Origin of the sequence: Hymenobacter ginkgonis, from assembly GCF_009755225.1 — a bacterium.
Lineage (GTDB): Bacteria > Bacteroidota > Bacteroidia > Cytophagales > Hymenobacteraceae > Hymenobacter > Hymenobacter ginkgonis.
This window is the reverse complement of record NZ_WQKZ01000002.1, coordinates 164662-186535: the sequence shown is the minus strand read 5'-3', so window position 1 is coordinate 186535 and position 21874 is coordinate 164662. Positions and strand designations below refer to the sequence as shown.

At 59.1% G+C, this 21874-nt stretch carries 17 protein-coding genes; 6 read left to right on the top strand and 11 right to left on the bottom strand.

Annotated features, from left to right (window positions below):
- Window positions 1-133 precede the first annotated feature (133 nt).
- Entirely contained in the window at window positions 134-832 is a 699-nt protein-coding gene (locus GO988_RS06580) for a DsbA family oxidoreductase (protein WP_157563309.1), read from the top strand.
- A gap of 266 nt (window positions 833-1098) precedes the next feature.
- Window positions 1099-3630: a TonB-dependent receptor plug domain-containing protein gene (locus GO988_RS06575; protein WP_157563306.1), complete on the top strand. Its 2532-nt coding sequence runs from the start codon at window positions 1099-1101 to the stop codon at window positions 3628-3630.
- Window positions 3631-3723: 93 nt separating this feature from the next.
- Here GO988_RS06575 and mfd read toward each other — a convergent pair whose 3' ends face one another.
- Window positions 3724-7200, bottom strand: coding sequence for a transcription-repair coupling factor (gene mfd, locus GO988_RS06570; RefSeq protein ID WP_317164808.1), 3477 nt, complete (start codon window positions 7198-7200; stop codon window positions 3724-3726).
- 435 nt (window positions 7201-7635) lie between these two features.
- Between mfd and GO988_RS06565 the strand changes: the two genes are divergently transcribed.
- Together GO988_RS06565 and GO988_RS06560 are read left to right on the top strand one after the other, a co-directional pair.
- Window positions 7636-8376 carry a metal-dependent hydrolase gene (locus tag GO988_RS06565; protein WP_157563303.1) on the top strand — a complete coding sequence of 247 codons (741 nt, stop codon included), beginning with the start codon at window positions 7636-7638 and terminating at the stop codon, window positions 8374-8376.
- A 231-nt stretch (window positions 8377-8607) separates the two neighbouring features.
- Window positions 8608-9690, top strand: a complete 1083-nt coding sequence (locus GO988_RS06560; RefSeq protein ID WP_157563300.1) for an NYN domain-containing protein — start codon at window positions 8608-8610, stop codon at window positions 9688-9690.
- An 81-nt stretch (window positions 9691-9771) separates the two neighbouring features.
- Here GO988_RS06560 and GO988_RS06555 read toward each other — a convergent pair whose 3' ends face one another.
- Entirely contained in the window at window positions 9772-10251 is a 480-nt protein-coding gene (locus GO988_RS06555) for a PaaI family thioesterase (protein WP_157563296.1), read from the bottom strand.
- A gap of 141 nt (window positions 10252-10392) precedes the next feature.
- Here GO988_RS06555 and GO988_RS06550 point away from each other — a divergent pair, with 141 nt between their 5' ends.
- Window positions 10393-10884: a YajQ family cyclic di-GMP-binding protein gene (locus GO988_RS06550; protein WP_157563293.1), complete on the top strand. Its 492-nt coding sequence runs from the start codon at window positions 10393-10395 to the stop codon at window positions 10882-10884.
- Between the two features lie 114 nt (window positions 10885-10998).
- Window positions 10999-11790 (top strand): TerC family protein, encoded by a 792-nt coding sequence (locus tag GO988_RS06545; RefSeq protein ID WP_317164845.1) that lies wholly within the window; start codon window positions 10999-11001, stop codon window positions 11788-11790.
- An 86-nt stretch (window positions 11791-11876) separates the two neighbouring features.
- Here GO988_RS06545 and GO988_RS06540 read toward each other — a convergent pair whose 3' ends face one another.
- From GO988_RS06540 to GO988_RS06500, 9 genes are all read right to left on the bottom strand, one after another.
- Window positions 11877-13412 (bottom strand): carboxypeptidase regulatory-like domain-containing protein, encoded by a 1536-nt coding sequence (locus GO988_RS06540; RefSeq protein WP_157563286.1) that lies wholly within the window; start codon window positions 13410-13412, stop codon window positions 11877-11879.
- A 48-nt stretch (window positions 13413-13460) separates the two neighbouring features.
- Window positions 13461-13829, bottom strand: coding sequence for a curli-like amyloid fiber formation chaperone CsgH (csgH, locus tag GO988_RS06535; protein WP_157563282.1), 369 nt, complete (start codon window positions 13827-13829; stop codon window positions 13461-13463).
- A gap of 76 nt (window positions 13830-13905) precedes the next feature.
- Entirely contained in the window at window positions 13906-14514 is a 609-nt protein-coding gene (locus GO988_RS06530) for a hypothetical protein (protein WP_157563279.1), read from the bottom strand.
- A 101-nt stretch (window positions 14515-14615) separates the two neighbouring features.
- Window positions 14616-15257: a hypothetical protein gene (locus GO988_RS06525; RefSeq protein WP_157563276.1), complete on the bottom strand. Its 642-nt coding sequence runs from the start codon at window positions 15255-15257 to the stop codon at window positions 14616-14618.
- A gap of 450 nt (window positions 15258-15707) precedes the next feature.
- Window positions 15708-17051: a CsgG/HfaB family protein gene (locus GO988_RS06520; protein WP_232341432.1), complete on the bottom strand. Its 1344-nt coding sequence runs from the start codon at window positions 17049-17051 to the stop codon at window positions 15708-15710.
- Between the two features lie 90 nt (window positions 17052-17141).
- Window positions 17142-17558: a curli production assembly/transport component CsgF gene (locus GO988_RS06515; RefSeq protein WP_157563270.1), complete on the bottom strand. Its 417-nt coding sequence runs from the start codon at window positions 17556-17558 to the stop codon at window positions 17142-17144.
- A 61-nt stretch (window positions 17559-17619) separates the two neighbouring features.
- Window positions 17620-18174 carry a CsgE family curli-type amyloid fiber assembly protein gene (locus GO988_RS06510; protein ID WP_157563267.1) on the bottom strand — a complete coding sequence of 185 codons (555 nt, stop codon included), beginning with the start codon at window positions 18172-18174 and terminating at the stop codon, window positions 17620-17622.
- Window positions 18175-18413: 239 nt separating this feature from the next.
- Window positions 18414-18818, bottom strand: a complete 405-nt coding sequence (locus tag GO988_RS06505) for a hypothetical protein (protein ID WP_157563264.1) — start codon at window positions 18816-18818, stop codon at window positions 18414-18416.
- Between the two features lie 74 nt (window positions 18819-18892).
- Window positions 18893-21739, bottom strand: coding sequence for a M36 family metallopeptidase (locus tag GO988_RS06500; protein ID WP_157563262.1), 2847 nt, complete (start codon window positions 21737-21739; stop codon window positions 18893-18895).
- Window positions 21740-21874: the final 135 nt, after the last annotated feature.

The window sequence follows — 21874 nt, the reverse complement described above, 5'->3', positions numbered from 1 at the left end:
CCCCCGCCCGAAGGTTGCGCCCACCTGGGCTGAACCGCGGGGGGGAGGGCCGTGTTGAACGGCCACGGGCCCAAACATTTTGGCGGCTTGCTAGCTTCGTGTTTCTCGTTAATTTTCCTTAGCTTCTATTCTTATGAAAGTTGAAATTTGGTCTGATGTGGTGTGCCCGTTCTGCTACGTCGGCAAGCGCAAGTTTGAGCAAGCGCTGGGCGAGTTTGCCCACCGCGACGACGTGCAAATCGAGTGGAAAAGCTTCGAGCTAACGCCCGACTTCCAGCCCATTCCCGGCGAGAGCATCCACGCTTCGCTGGCCAAGAAGAAAGGTGTGCCGGAGGCCGAAGGCCGCCGCATGAGCGATTACATGACGCAAGTAGCCAAGGAGGTAGGCCTGGACTACAACTTCGACAAAACCATTCCGGCCAATACTTTCTTGGCGCACCAGCTTATCCACTTTGCGGCGCACCACGGCCAGCAAGGCGCCATGAAGGAGCGCCTCTTCGCCGCCTACTACCTCGAAGGCCAGAACATTGGCGAGATTGATACGCTGGCCAAGCTGGCCGCCGAAATTGGCCTCAGCGCCGATGAGGCTCGCCACGCGCTGCTGGCCAGCACCTACGCCGACGAGGTGCGCCGCGACGAGTACGAGGCCCAGCAAATTCAGGTGCGCGGCGTGCCCTTCTTCGTGTTTGATGATAAATACGCCGTGTCGGGCGCCCAGCCCAGCGAAGTATTTGCCGAAGTGCTCGGCACCGTGTGGGCCGAGGCCCACCCCAAAACGCAGCCCACCGTGCTGGCCGATGGCCCCGCCTGTGGCCCCGAAGGCTGCGACTAAGCGCTTGGGGTAGTAGTTAAGTATAGATAAAGAACGTCCTGCTGAGCTTGCCGAAGCCTCTATACCGCCTCGTTGAATGAAGCGGACAAGATGCTTCGGCAAGCTCAGCAGGACGTTCTTTTGTTTTTGGTAGGGTTTTTCAACTAGCCCAGCTGACTCGCTAACCGCTTGCGCTTCATACTTTCGCCACCCGGCTCGGCGTACGCTTGCGGGCGGGCGGCCCGGTGTGCTGGATAAGCATAGCTATTACGGTTTACTAGTTTACTATGACAAATAATTTGAGGGGTAGGCGGTTAAGGATGTTGGCCGTGGCGGGCTTGCTGGCGCTGGCGGCCTTCCGGCTGCCGGCCGATGATAACCCCATCCAGGTTATCGCGCAGAAGCTGAGCGCTTTTTACGCCACCACGCTCCAGGAAAAAGCCTACCTCCACCTCGACCGCCCCGCCTACGGCACTGGCGAAACCATGTGGTTTAGCGCCTACGTGGTCGATGCCCAGCTGCACCGGCCCGATACCCTGAGCAAGGTGCTGCACGTGGAGTTGCTCTCGCCCCAGCGCCGCGTGGTGGTGCGCCGCACCCTGAAGCTGGTGGGCGGCCGCGCCGCTGGTGATATCGCCCTCGACGATACGCTGCGTGCCGGCACCTACCTGCTGCGCGCCTACACCAACTGGATGCGCAACGTGGGCCCGCCCGACTACCTCTACCAGCGCCAGGTGCAGGTGTGGCCCGCCGCCCCCAACCAGTCCGACGCGGCCAGTAAAGCGCCGCTTACGCCGCTCAGCCCATCTAGCCGCGCCGTGGCGGCCGCCGCCAAGGTCGATGTGCAGTTTTTCCCCGAAGGCGGCTCGCTGCTGGCCGGGGCGCCGGCCACCGTGGGGTTTAAGGCCGTGGCGGCCAGTGGCCGGGGCGCCAGTGTGAGCGGCCAATTGCTAGATGAGCAAAACAAACCGGTGGGCGCGGCCTTCACCAGCCAGCACGCGGGCATGGGCCGCCTAAGCTTTGTGCCGGCTGCCGGCCAGCGCTACCACGCCCGCCTGCGCCTGCCCGATGGCAGCAGCGCCGACTACCCCCTGCCCGCCGTGCAAGCCACCGGCTACGCGCTGCGCGTGCTCGACGCGGGCGAAAACTTCGTGGTGGAGGCCCGCTACCGCGGCACGCCCGGCGCCCCGGTGCCCGGCCCAGCCATGCTGCTCACCGAGGTGCGCGGCTTCCTCATTGGCCTGATACCGCGGCCCCTCACCGACGATGGCGCGCCCGTGACGTGGCGCGTGGCCAAGGCGCGCTACCCCAGCGGCATCGTGCACTTTACGCTGTTTGATGCGCAGAATACGCCCCAGGCCGAGCGCCTGGCATTTGTGCTCAATGGCCCGGCCGCGCTCCAATTGGCCCTTACCCCCGACAGAGCGGCCTACGCGCCCCACGACCCGGTGCACGTGAAAGTGCGCGTGACCAACGCCGCCGGGCAGCCGGTGGCCACGCGCTTCTCGGTGTCGGTGGCCGAGGCGGGCGCGGCGGCGCTCGACCCCGACGCGGGCAACATCGCCTCCAACCTGCTGCTGACGTCGGACCTGGCTGGCTACGTAGAAGGCCCGGGCTATTATTTCCAAACCCAAACGCCCGAAACTACCCGCGCCCTCGACAACCTGCTGCTTACCCAGGGCTGGCGCCGCTACGTGTGGAAGGATGTGCTGAGCGGCCAAGTGGCCGGCTTGGCCTACCCCCGCGAGCAAAGCCTAACCCTCGGCGGCACGGTAACGGGCATGGGCCAGCGCCCCATTCCGAATAGCCAGCTCACATTCATTCAAACCCGGCCGCAACGCAGCGTGGCCACGGCCACTACCGGCACCGACGGCCGCTTCCGCTTTATTGGCTTTCCAGAGAACGATACGTCTGTGATAACCTTGCAGGCCCGGCGGGCAGCGGGGGGTAGCAACGTGATTATCCGCCCCGACTTTGGGCCGCCCTCCCTAGGGCCCTCCCTACCCCCCCTGCCGTCGCCCATCACGGCGCCTGCCATTGCCGACTACGTGCGCCGCAGCCGCCAGCAGCAGGTGCAGGAGCGCCAAAACCGGCCCGAGGGCGATATCCGGAATATTGAGCTGTCCAACGTGGCCGTGACGGCTAAGCGTGCCCTGGTGCCGCCCGACGACCCGCGCCGCCTCTACCCCGGCGTGGTGGCCAATACCGTGGTTGATTTCACCACCATGCCTTCTGCGCAGTCGGGTATTCCTATTCTGACGCTGCTGCAAGGGCGCGTAGCGGGCCTTACCATCAGTGGCTCGCCGCCCAACGTGAGTGCGCAGATTCGGGGTAGTGGCTCGCCGCAGTTTATCCTCGATGGCGTGCGCACCGATATCGACATGATTAATAACATCCCTTCCAATGATGTCGAGTCGGTGGAGGTGTTTAAAGGAGCAGAGGCGGCCATCTTTGGCAGTAGCGGCGGCGTGATTGCCATTTATACCAAGCGCGCCGACCGCAACTATAAGGAGCCCGCCAGCCCCTTCACTGTCGAAAACGGCATCGTGACGGTGCGGCTGCCTGGCTTTTACCGCGCCCAGGAGTTTTACCAGCCCCGCTACGGCGCGCCCGTCATGAACGCGCCCACCATGGATGCGCGCCGCCTCACGCTTTACTGGGACCCCGCCATGAGCACCGACGCCAGCGGCCAAACGGAATTCGTGTTCTACACCGCCGATGGCGGCGGCAACTTCCAAATAACCGCCGAAGGCATTAGCCTGGCCGGTGACCCTAGCCGCGGCACCGGCCAAGTTTACGTAGCGCCCAAACAGCGCTAATTAGCGCACGTTTTAGAGAAGGAAGGCTCATTACCAGCAGCAAGTTGTGCTGCTGGTAATGAGCCTTTTGTATGCTCGATTACCATCTAAAACCTACGCCGGCACGGCTTCCTCCGCACCCAGCTCAATGAGTAAGCGCTGGGCCATCCCTACCCCCTTAATCCCGTCGAAGGTCACTTGAAGCTTGTCCTTCTGGTCTTTCATGCGAGCCGTGCGTGGGTGGGTTTGTACAAAGTTTAGGACCCGCCCAAACTGCTCGCCCTGGAAATACGCCTCGTGCCCGGCGCCAGCGGGCAGGTAAGCGCGCATGGTTTCGCGCTTCAGCGTGAGGCGCTCGAAGCCCAAGCGGCCAGCCTGCCAGCGCAGCTTCACAATATCCACCAGCAGCTGCACCTGCTCGGGCAGCGGCCCAAAGCGGTCGGTGATGCTGCCTACTAGCTTGGCCAACTCCTCGGGCTTCTGAGCGCGGTCGAGCTTGGCATAGAGCTGCAAACGCTCCGATACGTTATTCACGTACGTATCCGGGATGAGCACCGGCAAGTCGGTCTCAATCTGGCAGTCGCGCGGGCCGCCGTTGAGCGCGCCCGCGGCCTGCTGCAAACGCTGCTGGCTGGTGCCGGCCGTGCCTTCACCCAGAAACAGGTCGCGAAACTCGGTTTCCTTCAACTCCTGCACCGCTTCATCAAGTACTTGGTGGTAAGCCTCGTAGCCCAGGTCGTTGATGAAGCCTGACTGCTCACCGCCGAGCAAGTTGCCCGCCCCCCGAATGTCGAGGTCGCGCATGGCCACGTTGAAGCCCGCGCCCAAATCCGAAAACTCCTCCAGCGTGTTCAGGCGCTTGCGGGCGTCCGAGGGCAGGTTGGCCACCGGCGGCGTCAGCAGGTAGCAATACGCCTTGCGGTTCGAGCGGCCCACGCGGCCCCGCATTTGGTGCAAGTCGCTCAGGCCGGTAAGGTGCGCGCGGTTAATAATGATGGTGTTCGCGTTCGGAATGTCCAGCCCGCTTTCGATAATGTTGGTCGAAACCAGCACGTCGTACTCACCTTCCACAAACTTCATCATGCGCTTTTCGAGCGAATCACCGTCCATCTGGCCGTGGGCAAACGTCACGCGGGCGTTCGGTACAAGGCGCAGAATCATAGCTGCCATTTCTTCGATGTCGCTCACGCGGTTGTGCACGAAGAATGCCTGCCCGCCACGCTTCAACTCCCGTGCAATCGCATCGCGCACAATGATTTCGTCGAATACGTGCAGCTCCGTTTGCACCGGCTGGCGGTTGGGCGGGGGGGTAGCGATTACCGACAAGTCGCGCGCGCCCATGAGCGAAAAGTGCAGGGTGCGCGGTATCGGCGTGGCCGAGAGCGTGAGCGTATCCACATTCACCTTTATTTCTTTGAGCTTGTCCTTGGTTTTTACACCAAATTTCTGCTCTTCGTCAATAATAAGCAGGCCCAAATCCTTGAATTGCAACTTCTTATTGGTCAGCGCGTGCGTGCCGATAAGGATATCAGTTTTGCCCGCCGCCACGCGCTCCATCGTTTCCTTTATTTGCTTCGGCGACTTAAAACGGTTGATGTACTCCACCGTCACCGGCAGGTTGGCGAGCCGGTCCCGAAACGTCTTGTAGTGCTGCATCGCCAAGATGGTAGTGGGCACAAGCACAGCTACTTGCTTGCCATCAGCCGCCGCCTTAAACGCCGCCCGAATGGCTATTTCCGTCTTGCCGAAGCCCACATCGCCGCACACGAGGCGGTCCATCGGGTGGGGCTGCTGCATGTCGTTTTTCACGTCTTCCGTGGCCTTGGCTTGGTCGGGCGTGTCCTCGTAAATAAAGCTCGATTCCAACTCGGCCTGCATAAAGCCATCGCGCGAAAACGCAAAGCCGGGTGCCGACTTCCGCTTGGCATACAGCCGGATAAGGTCGGCCGCAATATCCTTGACCTTTTTCTTAACCGATTTCTTCTTGTTTTCCCACTCCTGCGAGCCCAGCTTGCTCATGGTCGGCGGCGTGCCTTCCGCGCCACTGTATTTAGCAATTTTGTGCAGCGCGTGAATGCTTACCGTCAGCACGTCGTCGTCGCGGTACACCAGCCGGATAGCCTCCTGCACATGCCCATTTATTTCTACCTGCGTCAGCCCCGCAAAGCGCGCAATGCCGTAGTCTTGGTGCGTCACATAGTCACCGGGCTGCAAGGTCTTGAGCTCGCGCAAGGTCAAGGCCTTTTTCTTCGAGAACTTGCGCGTTTCCTGCGCCCGGTAGTAGCGCTCAAATAGCTGATGGTCAGTGTAAACGGCCAAGCCCAACTGCTCATCAATGAAGCCTTCGCGCAGCGCTATCAGCAAGTGCTGAAACTGCACATTCGGGTCCAACTCGTCGAAAATCGTGCGCAGCCGGTCGGCCTGCCGCACCGAGTCGGCCGCGATGATAGTGGTATAATCTCGGGTTTTGTTCTCGCGAATGTTCTTCAGCAGGCGCTCAAAATCCTTGTTGAAGCTCGGCTGTGGCTTGGCCGTAAACTGAAACTCCTGCGAATTCTTGAAGTAAAACCGCTTGCCAAATTCTACTATCGCGTACTCATCCAGGCATTTCTTCAGGCTCTTACCCCCCTCAAAAAGGTCGGCAGGCTTCGACACAATCTGCATGCCGCTAGCTTCGTCCAGCAGCCGCTTAAAGTTGCTTTCTGCCTTCTCAAACAGGTCGGTTACTACGTCCAGCGTCTGGCGCAAGTCTTTCACCCACAGGCAACTGGTGCGGGGTAGGAACTCTAAAAACGACTCGCGGCGCTCCTGCAAGAGCTTGGTTTGCACGTTCGGAATAATGCTGACGCTGGTGCGCGGCTCCACCGATAATTGCGTTTCGGGGTTAAACGTCCGAATGCTTTCTATCTCATCCCCAAATAGTTCGAGGCGGTAGGGCAGCTCGTTGGCGTAGCTGAACACGTCCACAATGCCGCCACGCACGGCATATTGCCCCGCTTCGTACACAAAATCCGACTTTTCAAAGTCGTATTGCGCCAGCAACTCCCCCAAGAAATTGACGTCCAGCTTATCCCCTACTTTAGCCGTGAAGGTGTTCTGCACCAAGCTTTGGCGGTTGATAACCTTCTCGCTCAGCGCCTCGGGGTAAGTTACGATGAGTGGCGCCGTGCCCAGCGCTGCCACGCTAGCCTGCCGGCTGGCGTTGAGCTGGTTAAGCACCTCCGCGCGCATCAGCACGTTGGCATTTTCCGTCTCATCAAACTCGTAGGGCCGCTTGTAAGAGCTTGGAAATAGTAGCGCCTCCGGCCCGTCAGGCAGCAAGTGTCGCAGGTCAGCCAGAAACAGCGCCGCCTCCTCCTTGTCGTGCAGCACAAACACGTTGGGATGCGCATGGTGCGCCGTGGCCGCGACCACCACTGCATCCTGCGAGCCTACCAGGCCCCGCAGTTGCAAGCGCAATTCGACGCCCCGCGCCGCATCGTCGGCTGGGCGCTGAGGTTCAGCGGGTTTAGCTGCGCCGTGCAGGCGGGCGCTCAAGGTTTGCAGCTCAGCGTCGAGACGATATAAGCGAAGAAAATCAGCTACTTGCACAGGATATTGCTAACGGTCAACTAAAAAACAGCCAGCCCGGCCAGAGGCATCTCCGGCCGGGCAACAAGGCTAGTACTGCTACGGCGGCCCATAGGTTTTGCCGTATCTTGGACTAAAATTACTAGTAATGCCTCCTATTCCTAACCGCAATTTGCCCGAAGTAGTGTCCGAATTCCTCCTTAAAATGCACGAAATAGGCTCGGAGCGTAAGACTAGCGGTGGCAGCGTGGGTCGTTTAAGATGTCGCACGACAGGGGAAGAAAACTGAAATTAAACCTGTGAGGGAGAGAGAGGCGCACAAGCGACCAACGCATTGTGGCGAGTATTGCGCGGGGCTTTGTGCCTTTTCTGAATCGCTCGCTCGACCACAACGACCAGTTGCGGCACTACACTGGCCGCCTCCATATTCTATAAATACCTTTATTATATAAGTACTTGCGCGGTTCTGCTCACCTGGCTATCGGCCTCATTACGGGCGTGGCCATTGCGGGCCTCGTGCCCGGCATTCCCTTCTCCCTACCTGGTATTGCGCTGGCCGGCTTCTCCGCCCTCGCCCCCGACCTCGACCACCCCGAAAGCCGCCTCAGCCAACGCCTAGGGTTTGTGCACGGTTACGTGCGCTGGGCTTTTGGCGCGGCGGCCTTGGGGCTGGCCGCCTATGGCTACCTTCAACTCAAGCCTGGCCCCGACCAACGGCTGACGTACATCGCGGCGCTCGCCTTCGGGCTGCTAGGGGTAGGGTTGCAAGGCGGCTCGGCCCGCAAACTGGCACTTTTATTTACTGGGCTCGGCACGGTGCTGGCTGGTTTGTATGCCCAATTTTTGTGGCTAAGCTTGCTCGGAACGTTTATTTCGCTAGCTCCTTTTACCTCGCACCGTTCTTGGACGCATACAATTTGGGCCACGGCGTTTTGGGCCTACATTGGCTACCTGGCCAACCGTAGCCTGGGGTGGCATGGAGTAGCCCTCTATGCGGGTGGTGGCTATGTGTCTCATATTCTGGCAGATACGCTTACAAAGTCGGGTGTGCGCTGGATTTTTCCAGTAATAGATTTCAGTTTTAAAATACCGTTGCTCAGCACCGGTACCAAAAGTGGCAACTTGATGGAAGCAGCAATTTGCTTAGGCTACGGGCTGCTAGTGTTGGGGCTAGTCATCGGCCGGCTAGGGTTTTAGAATGAAGAAGTTGTGGATTTCAATGTCCGGCCTTAGCTTCGCGGCAGAGTGAATGGCGGCTGGCTGGTAGAAGTATCCTAACGTGAACTATATATTACGTCCGGTTTGCTGCCGAGCGCTGCGCCATTGCGCTGATTTTTAACGTGTTGCTTAGCCGAATTAGTTATGGCTGGGCTTTATTCTAGATTTGACCATTCTCAATTTTTTACCCCCACCTACCTTCCCATCTATATGAACCAGATGAACAGTCCCCTCATCCGGGTCGGCGTTTTTTACGACGGCAATTATTTTCTTAAAATCAGTGATTATTATTATTTCCAGCACGAGCGTAAAGCCCGCATTAGCCTCGAAGGATTACACGAGTTTATCCGCCACCAAGTAGCCGAAGAAGAGGACGTCGACGTTCGCCTGGCACAGATAACAACTTCTCATTTTTTCCGGGGCCGCCTTTCGGCTACTGAGGCCCGCGATAAAGACCGCCTATTTCACGACCGTTTACTCGACGATATTTTGATGAACCTGGGGGTATGTACGCACTACATGCCGCTCAAAACGCGCGATGGCCGCTTGCAAGAGAAGGGCATCGACGTGTGGCTCAGCCTCGAAGCCCTCGAAATGGCCCTGCACAAAACCTTGGACGTGGTAGTGCTCATCGCTGGCGACTCCGACTACGTGCCGCTCATTCGCAAGCTCAACACGGTGGGTACCCGCGTGATGCTGCTTAACTGGGACTTCAAATACGAAGATTTTAAGGGCGAAACCCGCGTTACGCGCGCCTCGCAGCACCTGCTAGAGCAGGCTACTTACCCCGTAGCCATGCACGCCGTTATCGACCGCGGCTTGCAGGAGCAGGACGAAGTGGTGGAAAACATGTTTGTGACGCAGGCCGAGCCAGCCGCTTTTGCCCCCATGCCCGCCCCCGCTCCGGCAAACGGTAGCTACAGCCCAGCCCCTACCCCGGCCGCGGCGGCTACGGCGGCGGCCGCAGCGGCGGCTCGCGTGGTTCGTCCGGCGGGCCCTACGGCGGCCGGCCCCGTGGGTACGGTAGGCATCAGCACGATTAAGAACCTGAAAAATGGGTTTGGCTTCGTGGTAATGCCGCCTAACAACCTGTTCTTCAGCTATGCCGACTTGTCGGAAGGTGATTTTAACGACCTGCGCGAAGGCGACTGGGTAGAATTTACGGTAGGCCGCAACCACCGCGACGAAGACTGCGCCCGCAATGTGCGCAAAGTGGCTGCGCCTAACCTCACCGGCGACGAAGACGGCGACTACGAGCCCGCCGCCAGCCAGTCAATAGGTGCGGTGCTGTAAAGCAGTTTCTATTATTGCTCCCAAAAAAGCCCCGCTACTACCAAGTAGCGGGGCTTTTTTGGGAGCAATAATAATGGCAGTTTATGGAGCCTCTGGCAGCAATTGGCGCTTGGTGGCGGGGTAGCGATTGAAAGTGCCCAGTCCTTGGGCCACAGCCGATTCGGTGCCATCGTCGGGCGTGGCGCGGCGGCGATAAATGACGCCGCTGCTCACCAGCAAGGAGCGGCCCTGGTGCTCGACCTGGGCTGTGGCGCGCAGTTCATCGCCGAGGTGCACGGGGTGGAAATAATTGATTTTGAACTCCACTGTCGATACCAACTCGCCCGTGGTGAAAGCCAGCGACAAGGCAGCCGCGCCCAGCACGGCGTCCATCAGGCCGGCCAGCACTCCGCCATGGGCCGTGCCTGGCGAGGACAAGTGCTCGGGCCGAATAACCATCCGGTACTCGGCCTGGCCGGGGGTAGGCACCGTCAGCACCATGCCGTTGGCTTGGCCGTACTGGTTTATTTGGTTGTATAAGGCTAGCAGGGCTGGCCAGTCGGGAAGAGGGGGGATAGGCATGAGGATAGTGCAGGTAGGCAGCGCCACTGGGGCCGCTACGACCGCGAAGATGCTTCTGCCCTCGCCAATGCCCCTTACCTTTACCTAAAGTTCATCTGCCATTTCTGTTTTCGTTCGTTCATTATTTCAGCCAACTCCACCATGCCCTCGTTTGATATTGTAAGCAAAGTAGACCCCCAAACGCTGGAAAACGCCATTAATACCGCCAAAAAGGAACTGGCCACCCGCTACGACCTACGCGACACCAAGGGCGGCATGGAGCTAAATAAAAAGGACAACACCGTCTTACTAAGCTCCGAGAATTCGATGCGCATCAAGGCCCTCGAAGATATCTTGCTGACGCGCATTGTGAAGCAGGGCATCGACGGTACGGCGCTTGACTTCACGGCCGAGGAGCAGCCCAGTGGCAGCCTCATTAAAAAAACGGTGAAAGTGCGCGCCGGAGTAGATAAGGATGCGGGCCGCAAGATTATCAAAGCCATCAAGGATAGCAAAATCAAGGTGGAGGCCCAAATGCAGGACGACCAGATTCGGGTGACGGCCAAAAAGATAGACGACTTGCAGGCGGTAATCGCGCTGCTGCGCCGCACCGACAACGGCCAGCCCTTGCAGTTTGTCAACATGAAATCTTAGCTAGCCCCGTAGGAATGAAGGATGAGACCCATTTGCTAGCTGCTAGCTAGGTGGGTCCCGTTTGAGTAGTTCTGCTGTCTTCGTTCCTCCTTTTAAAGTACCTGCTTAGTGGCCATTTTTTCTGCGTTTTCTTCTGAACATTTTGCCGCCTTTGGGCAGGTTCAGACTTGGGTTAGCCTCTTGACCCTTACGGTGATGGAGATAGTGCTTGGCATTGACAATATCATCTTTATTTCCATTACTGTCAACCGCTTGGCGCCGGGCGAGCAGGCCCGGGGGCGCACTATTGGCCTGTTGCTGGCGCTGCTGTTTCGCATTGGGCTGCTGCTGAGTATATCGTGGATTGTGAGCCTACGGGCAGCCCTGTTTACGCTCAACTTTCCGCCCCTCGTCGAAAACTTTGGGGTGAGCGGGCGCGACCTGATTTTGCTGACTGGCGGCTTGTTTTTGATGTACAAAAGCACCACCGAGATTCATTCTAAGCTGCAAGGCGAGGAAGAGGAAACTCCCACTGACCAAGGCCACGCCAGCCTGTCGGCCATTATTGCCCAAATTATTGTAATTGACATCGTATTTAGCTTCGATTCTATCCTCACGGCGGTGGGCCTGGTAGACAATGTGCTGGTAATGATAGCGGCCGTTATCTGCGCCATGGGCATTATGCTGGCGTTCAGCGGGGCCGTGGCCGACTTCGTAAACCGCAACCCTACCATCAAGATGCTGGCGCTGTCGTTCCTCATCATGATTGGCTTTATGCTGGTGATGGAGGCCGCCCACAAGGAGGTCGAAAAAGGCTACCTGTACTTCGCTATGGCGTTCTCGCTGATAGTGGAGCTGCTGAACATGCGCCTGCGCCGCAAAAGCAAAGCCGGACCAGTACACCTGCGCGATTCGCCCAGCGACTAGGCGACTTGGCGCAAAAAGAGGGGGTAGGGCCGGCGCATTGCCGGCCCTACCCCCTCTTTTTGCGCCAAACCTGTATTAGAAGCCGCTTATTTCCAGTCGGGCTGGGTGGCGTTTTGGAAGAGGCGAGTACGTAAGCGGCCGGTGAGGTCCATGGTCCACACTTCAGGGGGTGAGCGGTCGTCGTTGGCGCTATTGACGAAAATGAAGCCGTAGCCAGTAGGTGAATAGCGCGGCAGCAGGTCGTTGGTACCTGCGGGCTTATTCTGGCCTACGGCAGTGGGGTTACCTGATACATCGAGGGGTAGCCCGCCGGCCAGGGCCAAGGTGTACACGCGGGCGTCGAGCTGGCGGCCGTTGGCATCGTTGAAGCCCGCCGCATCGTGGGTGTAGGCTACGCTGAGGCCATCAACGCTGAAGCTCGGCGAATCGACGCGGCCGGGCAGGTTGCCCACCAGCAGCTGCGGGTTAGAGCCATCCACGTTGTAGAGGTACAACTCGCTGTCGTAGATGTTGCTACCCATGGTTTGGACCACTAGGCGCCCCCCGTTTTGCACGGTCCAGTCGCACTCGCGGAAGTGGCGCCCGCCCGGCGCGGTAGCCAGCAGCGTCTGGCCCGTGCCGTCGCGGTTGATGCGGTAGAGCTGGTCGTAGTGGGCGTAGATGAGTTGGGCCCCATCCGGCGACCAGCGGTAGCCTAGGCCACTGTTGTTGTAGCCTTCGGCCGAGAGGGTCGTGATGCGGCGCTGCCCCGAGCCATCGGGGTTCATGGTGTAGAGCTGCCACTGCCCCGAGGCGTTAGAAGTGTAGGCTATCAGGTCGCGGCTAGGGCTAAACTGCGGGGCGGCTTCTACGGCGCCGGTTTGGGTGAGCTGCACGGCGCCGGTCCCGGTGGCATCGGAAGAGTAAATGTCAGTGCTGCCATTCACGGTGCGCACAAACAAGTAGCGGTTGTCCGGGAAGGGCAGGGTTTGGAAGCTCCAGACCGGCCCCAGGGTGTTGATGGTGGCCGCACCCGTGCTAGTAAGCTTGTGCACCGTCACTTGCCAGAAATACGTGGTGCCAAAGCGCAAACCCTTCGCCACCACGCTAGAGTCGCGCTTGCCCGTGAGGAGCGCCCGCGAAGTGGTGGAAGTGCCCTCAAACAAGGCTACATCGTAGGTGAGCGAGTCAGATTTGGTGGCCCCGGTAGGGTGCCAGCTCAGGGTAACTTCGGTAGGCTGGCCAGTGGCGCCGTTGGCTGGCGAAGGCCGGTTGGGCGCGCCGGGGGGGGTAGAGGCGTTAGACTTGTCGAGCAGCAGCGTAATGGCCTGGGTGCCGCCCGCTGTCAGGGTTACGTTGGTAGTGAAGGTGGTGTAGTTGCTCTTGCGAGCCGATACCGCTACCGTGCCCGCCGGCACCGGCGTAACGGTGGCATGGCCCAGCGCATCAGTCACGAAGGAACCCGAGGCTGGGTTCGTGCTCACGCCCACATTGGGTAGGGGCTGGCCCGAACTCGCGTCGAGTACCGTCACCGTCAGGGCGCCGTAGGAAGTGGGTTCAACGGTAACAGGCTCGCAAGCTGCGAGTCCCAATAAGGCAATAAAAATTCCCCAAACGGCGAGTAGCCGCGGTGCATTTTTCATAAAACAGGGTAGAGTTAATCGGCGGTGGGTGGGAAAGCCAGCCGCGCATCAGGGGTCTTGCCGCACCGAATCTTGGGCCACTAGCTGGCCGGCCGCGTTGTACACGCGCAGGCGCAGCAGGTAGTGGTCGGCCGGGCCCACGTTGACCGTGGTTTTAGACAGCTGGGCTTCCTGGTGCGGCCCCAGCTCGAAAGCGCCTCCCTGCGTGCTGGTGCTGCTGTTGCGGCCCCAGCGCCGGGCCACCAGCTCGTAGCGGTAGCTGGCAGGCTGGTCGAGCAGGCTGTGGCACACGCCGCTTGCCGCGAGCAGCTGCGGCTGGTGCGCTAGCACTAGGTGCACTTCGCAGGGCGCAGGGCTCGTTGGCAAGCTGCCGGCTGCCCCTACCCCTAGTAAGAGGGTAAGCAGGGTACGTAGCATAGCGAAGAAAGTAAAAAGAGGGAAGGAACTAACGGGCGCTGGCCGGGCCAAGGCTCGGCGCGCAGCTAGTTAGAAGTTAGGGTAGGGTAGGCAGCCCGCGGCCTTGCTCCACGGTGATGTGCATATTATTGCCGCGCTGCTCAATGCTGTAGCCGCGCTGGTCCGTGGGAGTGGTTTCGCGCTGCGTGATGGAGTTGTTGTTGCCGATTTGGCTGAGGTTGTACTGGCGGTTGCTGGCGGCTACTTCGCTGGTTATCTCGTTGCTGCTGCCCTGCTGGCGCAGGGTCACGGCGTTTTGGTTACCGGTAAGGCTGCCATCCAAGGCATTCGCGTTGCCGGTCTGGCTGAGGATGCTTTGATTCGCATTACCAGTTTGGGTATAATTGGCCCGGTTGGCATTGCCTACCTGCTCTAGGTCGAGCAAATTAGCGGCTCCCACCTGCACGATGTAGGCTTGGTTGGCCTGCAAGCTGTAGCTGGCTTGGTTGAGGGTAGCCGCGTTGCCGCTGCCGCTTTGCGTCAGGCTCAGCACGTTGCGGGTGGTAGCGGCGGGTAGGCGGTCGGGGCCAATGCTTTCTACCAGCTGCTGGGCGGTAGCGTCGGGCTGGGCTGGGCTCTGCGCCTGGGCTTCAAGCGCACAGCCCATCGCGAGGCTGCTCACGAGCCATTTGGCTTGCCTTTTCATGGTCTTAAGATGCTTGGGAGGTACCCGAATTAAGTAAGCCGCCGAACGGCCGCTGGGCAAGAGCCCGTATGCGGCGTTCGGCGGTTTACTTATTCAGCTTCTTAGATGCCAGACTGTTTAACTAGCGCCGTGTTGCTAGTGCCACGCTGCTCAATAGTGCTCCAGTCGCGGCCGTCCTGCTGTACAGTACGGGCGAAGTTGCTATTGCCGCTCTGGAATTGCTGCGCGAAGTTGGCCCCAACTGGAACGCTGCCCGACTGGTCGATGTCGGCAGTGTTGTTGTTACCATTCTGGCTCTGGTAAGCCTGGTCGCCGGTGCCGGGGCTCTGCTGCACAATCTTGGCCGCGTTGCCGCCCCCGTTCTGGAGCTGGCTAGCGATAGAGTTGGCGCTTTTTTGCAGAATGTAGGCGTAATCGCGGTTGGTGCCGGGATTAGGATTATTCTGCTCCTGGTAAGCATCCGAATTTGTAGCTTCAGAAGTTTGAATCAGGTTGGCCGTTTCTGCATTGCCTGCCTGAATTACGCTGGCATACTGACCGCTACCCAGCTGCTGCACATACGAGTCATCGAGGAAAGTAGCGCGGGCTGGCGAAGTAACCTTGTTCTTCGGGCCGTTGGCAGCGCTGAGGGTAATACCGCCAGGACCCTGCAAGCCAGGCTGTGGAGCTGCAACTTGAGCATTGACAGCACCAGCGAGCAGAATGCCACCGGCCAAGAGGGATAGAGTTTTAAACGTCTTCATTGTGGTATGCAGAAAAAAGTGAGAAAAGGGTGGGTATTCGGGTGCTCTTTCCGGAAGAGTGAGCCAAAAGTAGCGGGCTAAATCGCGTTTGTCAAGGTAAATTTTATGGAAAAAGTAAAAATATAATTAGTAAAGTACATTTGCTGGGGTTGGCGCAAGATTCACTATGAAAAATACAAAATAAAATATTTTATGTTATTTTTATAAGCTATTAGTATCGGTTGATGAAACAGGTATAAATACCTGGTATTAAGAGATAAAAGCTTAGAATGTTACTTGTTAAAGTAGTTGCTATATAGACGCGTAAAGGCTGGGTCTGAACTTGGAATAGTTCAGACCCAGCCTTTGCTTATTTACTGATAAATGTGTAATAGGGTAGTAAGCTGTTGCGCAGTTTTATCCTAAAACTGCGCAACAGCTTATTTGCGGTCGCAAAAAGCTTAGGCGGGGCTAGCGAGGTGCTGCTGCCCTGGCAGGCTGCGCCCCGATATAGAGGCTAATACCCGCGCGGCCCGCCATGTAGAAATCGTTGTAGCGGCCAATGGCTAAGCCATCGAGTCGGTCGCTGAGATAGTAGTGCACATCGAAGCCAACGTTGAGCCCTAGCCGAGGGGTAAGCAGGTATTCGGTGCCAACGCCTGCTAGCAGGTGCGGCAGCATCCGAGGCTGCTCAGGGGTAGGGCTCTGGGTGCGGGCCGTGGCGCCCGCACCCAGCAGCAGGTAGGGCGTGAAGGCATCCTGCGGCAGCAGGCGAAATTGCACACCCGCTTCGGCATAGTTGAACCTTTGGTTTAAGGAAAGGCCCCCAGCACCAGCAGCTAGTTGGCCCTGGCCCAGGTTCAGGAATAGGCTCGCGGGCTCGCTGAAGCGGTAGCGGAGCGTTAGCTCGGCTCCTGGCCGGTTTAGGCCACCGTCATAATCGCCGACGTAATGCTGAATGGCTCCGTTGAGGCCGATGCTAAAGGCCGGGCGGCGCGGGTGCGTCTCGCGGCCTAGCACGTCGATGTCGAGGTTGGCTTCCTTCTCGCGCAAGTAGGCTAGCCGGCCCGGGCCGTGGCGCTCGGCGGTATCGCGCGGGGCCCACAGCTTGTCGTCGAAGCCTTCGTAAATGAGGGCTTGCACGGCTTTTTCGATGGCTTCCTTCACGGCCATCTCGCTGGGCTCGTTATAGGTGAAGCCGGTTTCGGTTTCGAGCAGGCGCTTGAAGCTCACAAATTGAAATACGCCGGCGTCAACTTGCTGCGAGAGAATAGTTTTAGAAGTGTAAACGGTGCGGAAAACGCGGCCCGAATTGGTACTGATGGCCCGTAGGTACACCGTTACCCGGTCCTGCCGGTACTGGCCCGAGGCCCCTGCGCCGAAGTAGCGCAGCCCGCCCCCGCCCGTGATGATGTTGGAATCATACGAGACAATACCGCCCTCTAGGATGATGCCCGCAAAGAGCAGCGGGGCTAGGGGCGGCTGCGGCTTGCCGGTTTGCTGCGAGAATTCTTCCCGCGTCGAGCGAATTATCTTGCGCTCGTTCAAGAGGTTGCTAATGTTTTCGCGCTCAATAGACTCAAACCAGCCCGACTCGTCGAGGGCCCGGATGAGGATGCTGGTGGTACCCTGCGTTACGGCCGTCGAGAAGCTCGAGCCGTTGGCTTGGGGCTTGTACTGGCCGGTTTGGTCCCGAAACTTGTAGACGGCCACTACCGTGCGCTCGCGCGGGGCTGGCAGTTGCCGCCACACGTCATTGCGGTTCGACTCGGCGCCTAGCCGGGCAGGCTGGGGCGTGAGTAGGTGCTGGTGCATATACGGAATACACCCGCTCATCCAGCTCAAGAGCAGGAGGAGCGTAATTACCCGGAATTTATTCATTGCCAACGTGCAGCGTAGAAGTGCCTACAAGCCGTTTGGAATGGTAACAGTAGTTTGGTTGCCGGTGCCGGTATCGGTGACTACGATAACCACGCCGCCGCTACCGGGCGTCACCTGCACCTGGTAGCTGCCCACCGTGTACGCCCCCGCTTTGATAGCGCCCGACCCAAACTGCGAGCTGATAAGCCGGTTGGTTAGCTGCGAAAGTACTTGCTGGTTGAGGTTGGCCGAAAATTGCGACAGCGCATCGCCCTGAGTGGCAGTTTGGCTCGGGTCAACGGTGGTGTTCTGGGCAGTAGCGGCGCTTAGCAGCCACGAGTAGTTGAAGGTGTTGCCGCCCCCGAAAGCCGGGTTTTTGGGCTCATACACAAAATCTTGGGCTGCTCCGAGGCGCGGCAGTAGGCTGGCCCCTAGTAGTAAAAAACAGTAGAGTAACTTCATGGCAGAAAAAGGAGGCAGAAAAAAGAGAGAGTAGGAGAGGTGGGAAAAGGGGGGTAGAGCGCTAGTAAGTTTCGAGGGGAGCGCGCCGGCCCGATTCGAGTTGGCGGCTCACGCGTTGGTTTTCGAGCAGCAGGCCCTGGGCAGCGGCTACGGCTTGGGTGGCTAGCTCGCCCATCTGGTCGTACCGGGGGGGTAGGGGCGTTTCAAAAAGCTCGACATCGTTGACGGTGAGCGCTACCACTGCCGACCCGATGCGCCCCGGCCGCTCGATGATGTTGACGGTGTAGTCGAGCACGCCCGCCGGCGCCTCAAAGGCATTATAAAACAACTCAAAAAAATCGCGTCCCAGCTTGGTGAGCGTCTGGTCAAAAACCAGTCCCGCCGATTCAGGGCCGCGGGCCCGGCGCTGGTTCACCGAGTCGGCGCGTAGCAGCATGCGCAGGGCTTCTTCCACCTGGGCGGTGGGCAAAGGGGCTGGTTTTTTAGCTATGGTGGTAGTGGGCTGCTTAGCGCCCTGGCCCGGCGCTACCTGGGCACTGGCCACGCTACTAGTTGCCACCAACAAGGTAGCCAGCCAGCAGCCGCTAGCAGCAAAAAAAGCAAATGGGTGGGACATGGATAGGGCAGAAAAACAGCAAGCTACCCTCTCCCGCAACGGGTGGCAGCAACCTCTTGAGGTAGGAAATCCCAAGGAACTTGGTTAGGCTAGAATGTGCGGTAAATGTACTAGTAATTATTGAAATGATACTGCTTGGCATTGCTTTATTTTTTATAATTTCAGCTTAGCAATATATTGAGCGCTAGGCGCTACCCGAAAATTAGGTGGATATATCCATCAGGTAGCGCCCAAGGCTATTAACCAGCCTCGGCAGAGGCTAAGCGCTCGGCTACTAAGTCGAGCAGGCGGCGGTTCAGTTCGGAGCGGTGCTGGCGGTAAAAGGCAAATTCCTCGCTTCTGAGCAAACCTGCTATTATCCCAATCAGCGTGGCGCGCAGGCGGGTGTTGCGCGCCAGCAAATCGGCGCGCAGGCGGGCAGCCTCAGCGGGCGCCGCGGTAGCCAGCGGCACGTGGTAGTCGAGGGCGAAGTCGGTAACGGTGGCAGCTAGCAGCTCGTGCTGCAACTTGAGCAAGGGGCGCAGTACCTGGTGCTGGAAGTCGGCGATTTCGGTGGGGGTAGGGATGGGCGCGGGCTGGCCGGCAATAGCGGGGCGCAACGCCAACAGGGCGTCGTCGGGGCGGGGGTAGGGTTGGTAGGGCATGATAGGAAAGGGGTACGAGCATAAAAAAAGCCCGGCCGAAGCCGGGCTTTTTTAGCCTGCAGTAGCCGGGCACCTTAGTGCTGGATGGTTACTTTAGTTGTGTAAGTGCCTTCAGTCGTGACGACGCGCACCACGTAGATGCCGGTAGCGAGGCGGCTGGTGTTCAGCTCGACGCCGGTTTGCTGCATTTTAGCGGCCGGTACGGCCACGCTCTGCACCACGGTCTTACCTAGCAGGTCGAGCACGGCCACCTGCACGGGGGCGCTGCTGCTCAGCTGCGTACGCACAGTGAGCAGGTCTTGAGCAGGGTTGGGGTAGGCTTCGAGCGCGCTACCAGCCACGATGCTGTTCTGGTTAGACAGCACCAGTACTTTAGCCTTCGGCGGCACATCGAAGCCGTCCTTCACGCCGGTGTTGCGGGCAGTGCCGTTCACGCGGTCGCCGGGTAGGGCGCTGTAGCCCATGCCCCGGCGGGCAAATACGTTCCAGATGATGTCGGCGTTGGCCGCGCGGTTCGTGAGCGTATCGGCGCGCAGGATGGCGTCGCGGCCATCGAGGAAGCCAGGGTTACAAACCTGCAGCTTGCAGGCGTCCAGCACCAGCTTCAGCATCTTGTTGTTACCACCGGTTGCGGCGTAGAAGTCGGCATTGTACCCGTACTTGTAAATGAACTGCCAGTTCAAATCCCAGAGCACCGAAGTCCAGATTTCGCCCAGGGCGTGCGACTCTTGGTAGCCAGTGCCGTACTGCGAGGTGCTCGAGATGGCGCCGTACGTCAGGTTGTTGCCGTTGGCGCTGAAATCGGTGGTGTAGGGCTTGGTACGAATGCCGGTACCCGTGGTGCTGTTCTGGCCTTCTACGTAAGTGCCTACGTAGCGCTTAGCGCTGCCAATGTCGCCGGGTTTGGTGGTCATCCAGAGGGCAAAGAAGTCGCTCCATCCTTCGCCCATTTGCTGGGTGTAGATGGGGGCAGCGGTAGTGCCTACGTTGCCGATGAGGCAGCTCGACGAATTGAACTTGGTGCCCGTGAGGCGGTTGCTGATGCCGTGGCCATACTCGTGGCTCACGATGCCGTTGTCGAACGAGCCGTCCCAGTCGGCGCCGGTTACCGTCACGGCCGAACCGTTGAGGGTAGCGCCGCTGAGTATGGCCGCGCGCAGCTTAAAGCCATCGGCTCCGCTGATGAAGATGGAGGGAATGCGAATGCCTACCGTGTCGGTACCGCCGAAGCTTACTTGGTTGGTAGTAGCCAGCGAGTCGAATACGATAACGCCAGTAGCACCAGCTGCCTGCGCTATTTTTACCTTAGTAGCAAAGGCATTCGACATTTTGGGGGTTAGCTGCAACTGGGGGCAGGCGCCGCGCTGAATGAACGCGATGTTGCCGCTAACAGCCGCAGCGTTGGTGTACGTTTTACAGCCGTGGTCGCCGCCGTCGGGCGATACCCCGTCGTTTACGAGTACCAGCTTGCCCGCCAGCGGCTTTTTAGCCAGCGTAGGCCCGAAGGAAACCGTGGAAAATGGGTATGTGCCGGCTACGCCAGCCGCACCAGTGCCCGTGCCCGTGATGGTCAACGTGTTGGTCTGGTTGTCCCACAGGTACATTTGCATGGTAGGCGCGCTGCCATCTACCGGCGTGCCGAAGTTGGCGTTGTTGCGCCCGCTGCCGTCCTGCGACTCGGCCCGCACGGGGTCGGCCCCGGCACCAAGGCCAGTGGCATTTTTGAACTGGAAGTTACCCGACACCTCGTCAAACCCGTGCGCCAGCATGACGTCGTGCATCATGTTGTTGACGTAGAATAGGTTGGCAGTTGAGGCATTGAGGTTGTTGCGCGGCCCAGTCGATTGCGTGAACGGGAAGTCGAAGTTCAGCGTCGGGCCGCCGTCGGGCGAGGTCGTCGAAGAGTTGTAGTTGGCAGTGCTAGCGCCGCTGGCGGTGCTGCTGTTGTCGTCGTAGGCGGCCACGTTGTTGCCGCGCGTCAGGTATTTACCGGTCGAAAGGAACGAGTACGTATCCGGAAACGTGCCGGCGGGAGCCTGGGCCACCTGCCAGCCGTAGGGCGAGTACGTATTGCCTACGGCGGGTAGGGGCACAACGGTGCGGGCGCCTTGGTTAGGGCTTTCGAGCGGGAAAGCCACGGCCGTTACGCTGTTGGCAGCGGTGGTGCTGGTGGGGCTCAGCACGGAAGCCGCGGCGGCCGGCTGGTCGAAGGCTAAGGCTTTGTGCCGCTTGTTTTCGGCGTGCTGCCGAAACTGGTTGAACGTCGTTTGCTCGCTTACCACGTAGTCGTTCTGCTCTACCAGGCGGCCGGTTTGGGCGTCCACGCGGGCATTCCAGTGGTGCTGCTGGTCGAGCTGCGCAATGCTCACGTTCCACACGAGCACCAGTTTGTCGCCCACCCGGGTGTACATCAAGCGCACCGGAATGTCACTTTCCGAAATACCCGCCTTGTTAAACACAATGCCGTCGGCCATGCGGGCCTCTATTACTGGGCGCAGGTCTACGGGGCGGGGTAGGCCCAGCGCCACGCTGGTAGCCACTACTGCCTGCTCGGCGGTGAGGGCGGGGGTAGGCGAGCCAGCCTTGGCCGCCGCGCCCACTACAAAGTCCTGGTTGGTAAAAAGTACCTTGCCGCTTTGGTCAGTATGCACGGCTCCAAATGCGTTGAAGATGGCAATGCCATTTACCCGCTGCTGAAAATAGGTGTGCGTTACGCCAATGCTAGCATCAAAATAAGAATTGGTGACAAGCACATCGGCTACGTCGGCAGCATTCAAGCCTTGGGCCTTCGCCTTGGCAGCAAAGGAGCTGAGTGCTTGGGCAGTAGGGATACCTTGCTGAGCAGCAGCAAGCCCCGGTAGGGCAAGCGCAACTGCCAAGGCAAGCGTACGATACCCCGAATGGGTAGAGAACAACGTCATAGAGGAGGAAAAAGGAAGAGAAAAAGAGAACTTAGGATGGCTTCAAAGATAAACGCTTTTTTTGATTTGCTGCACAGTAACAGGCCGCAATTGCCAGAAACCTCAAGTGGTATGATATACAGCCTTTAATACGTA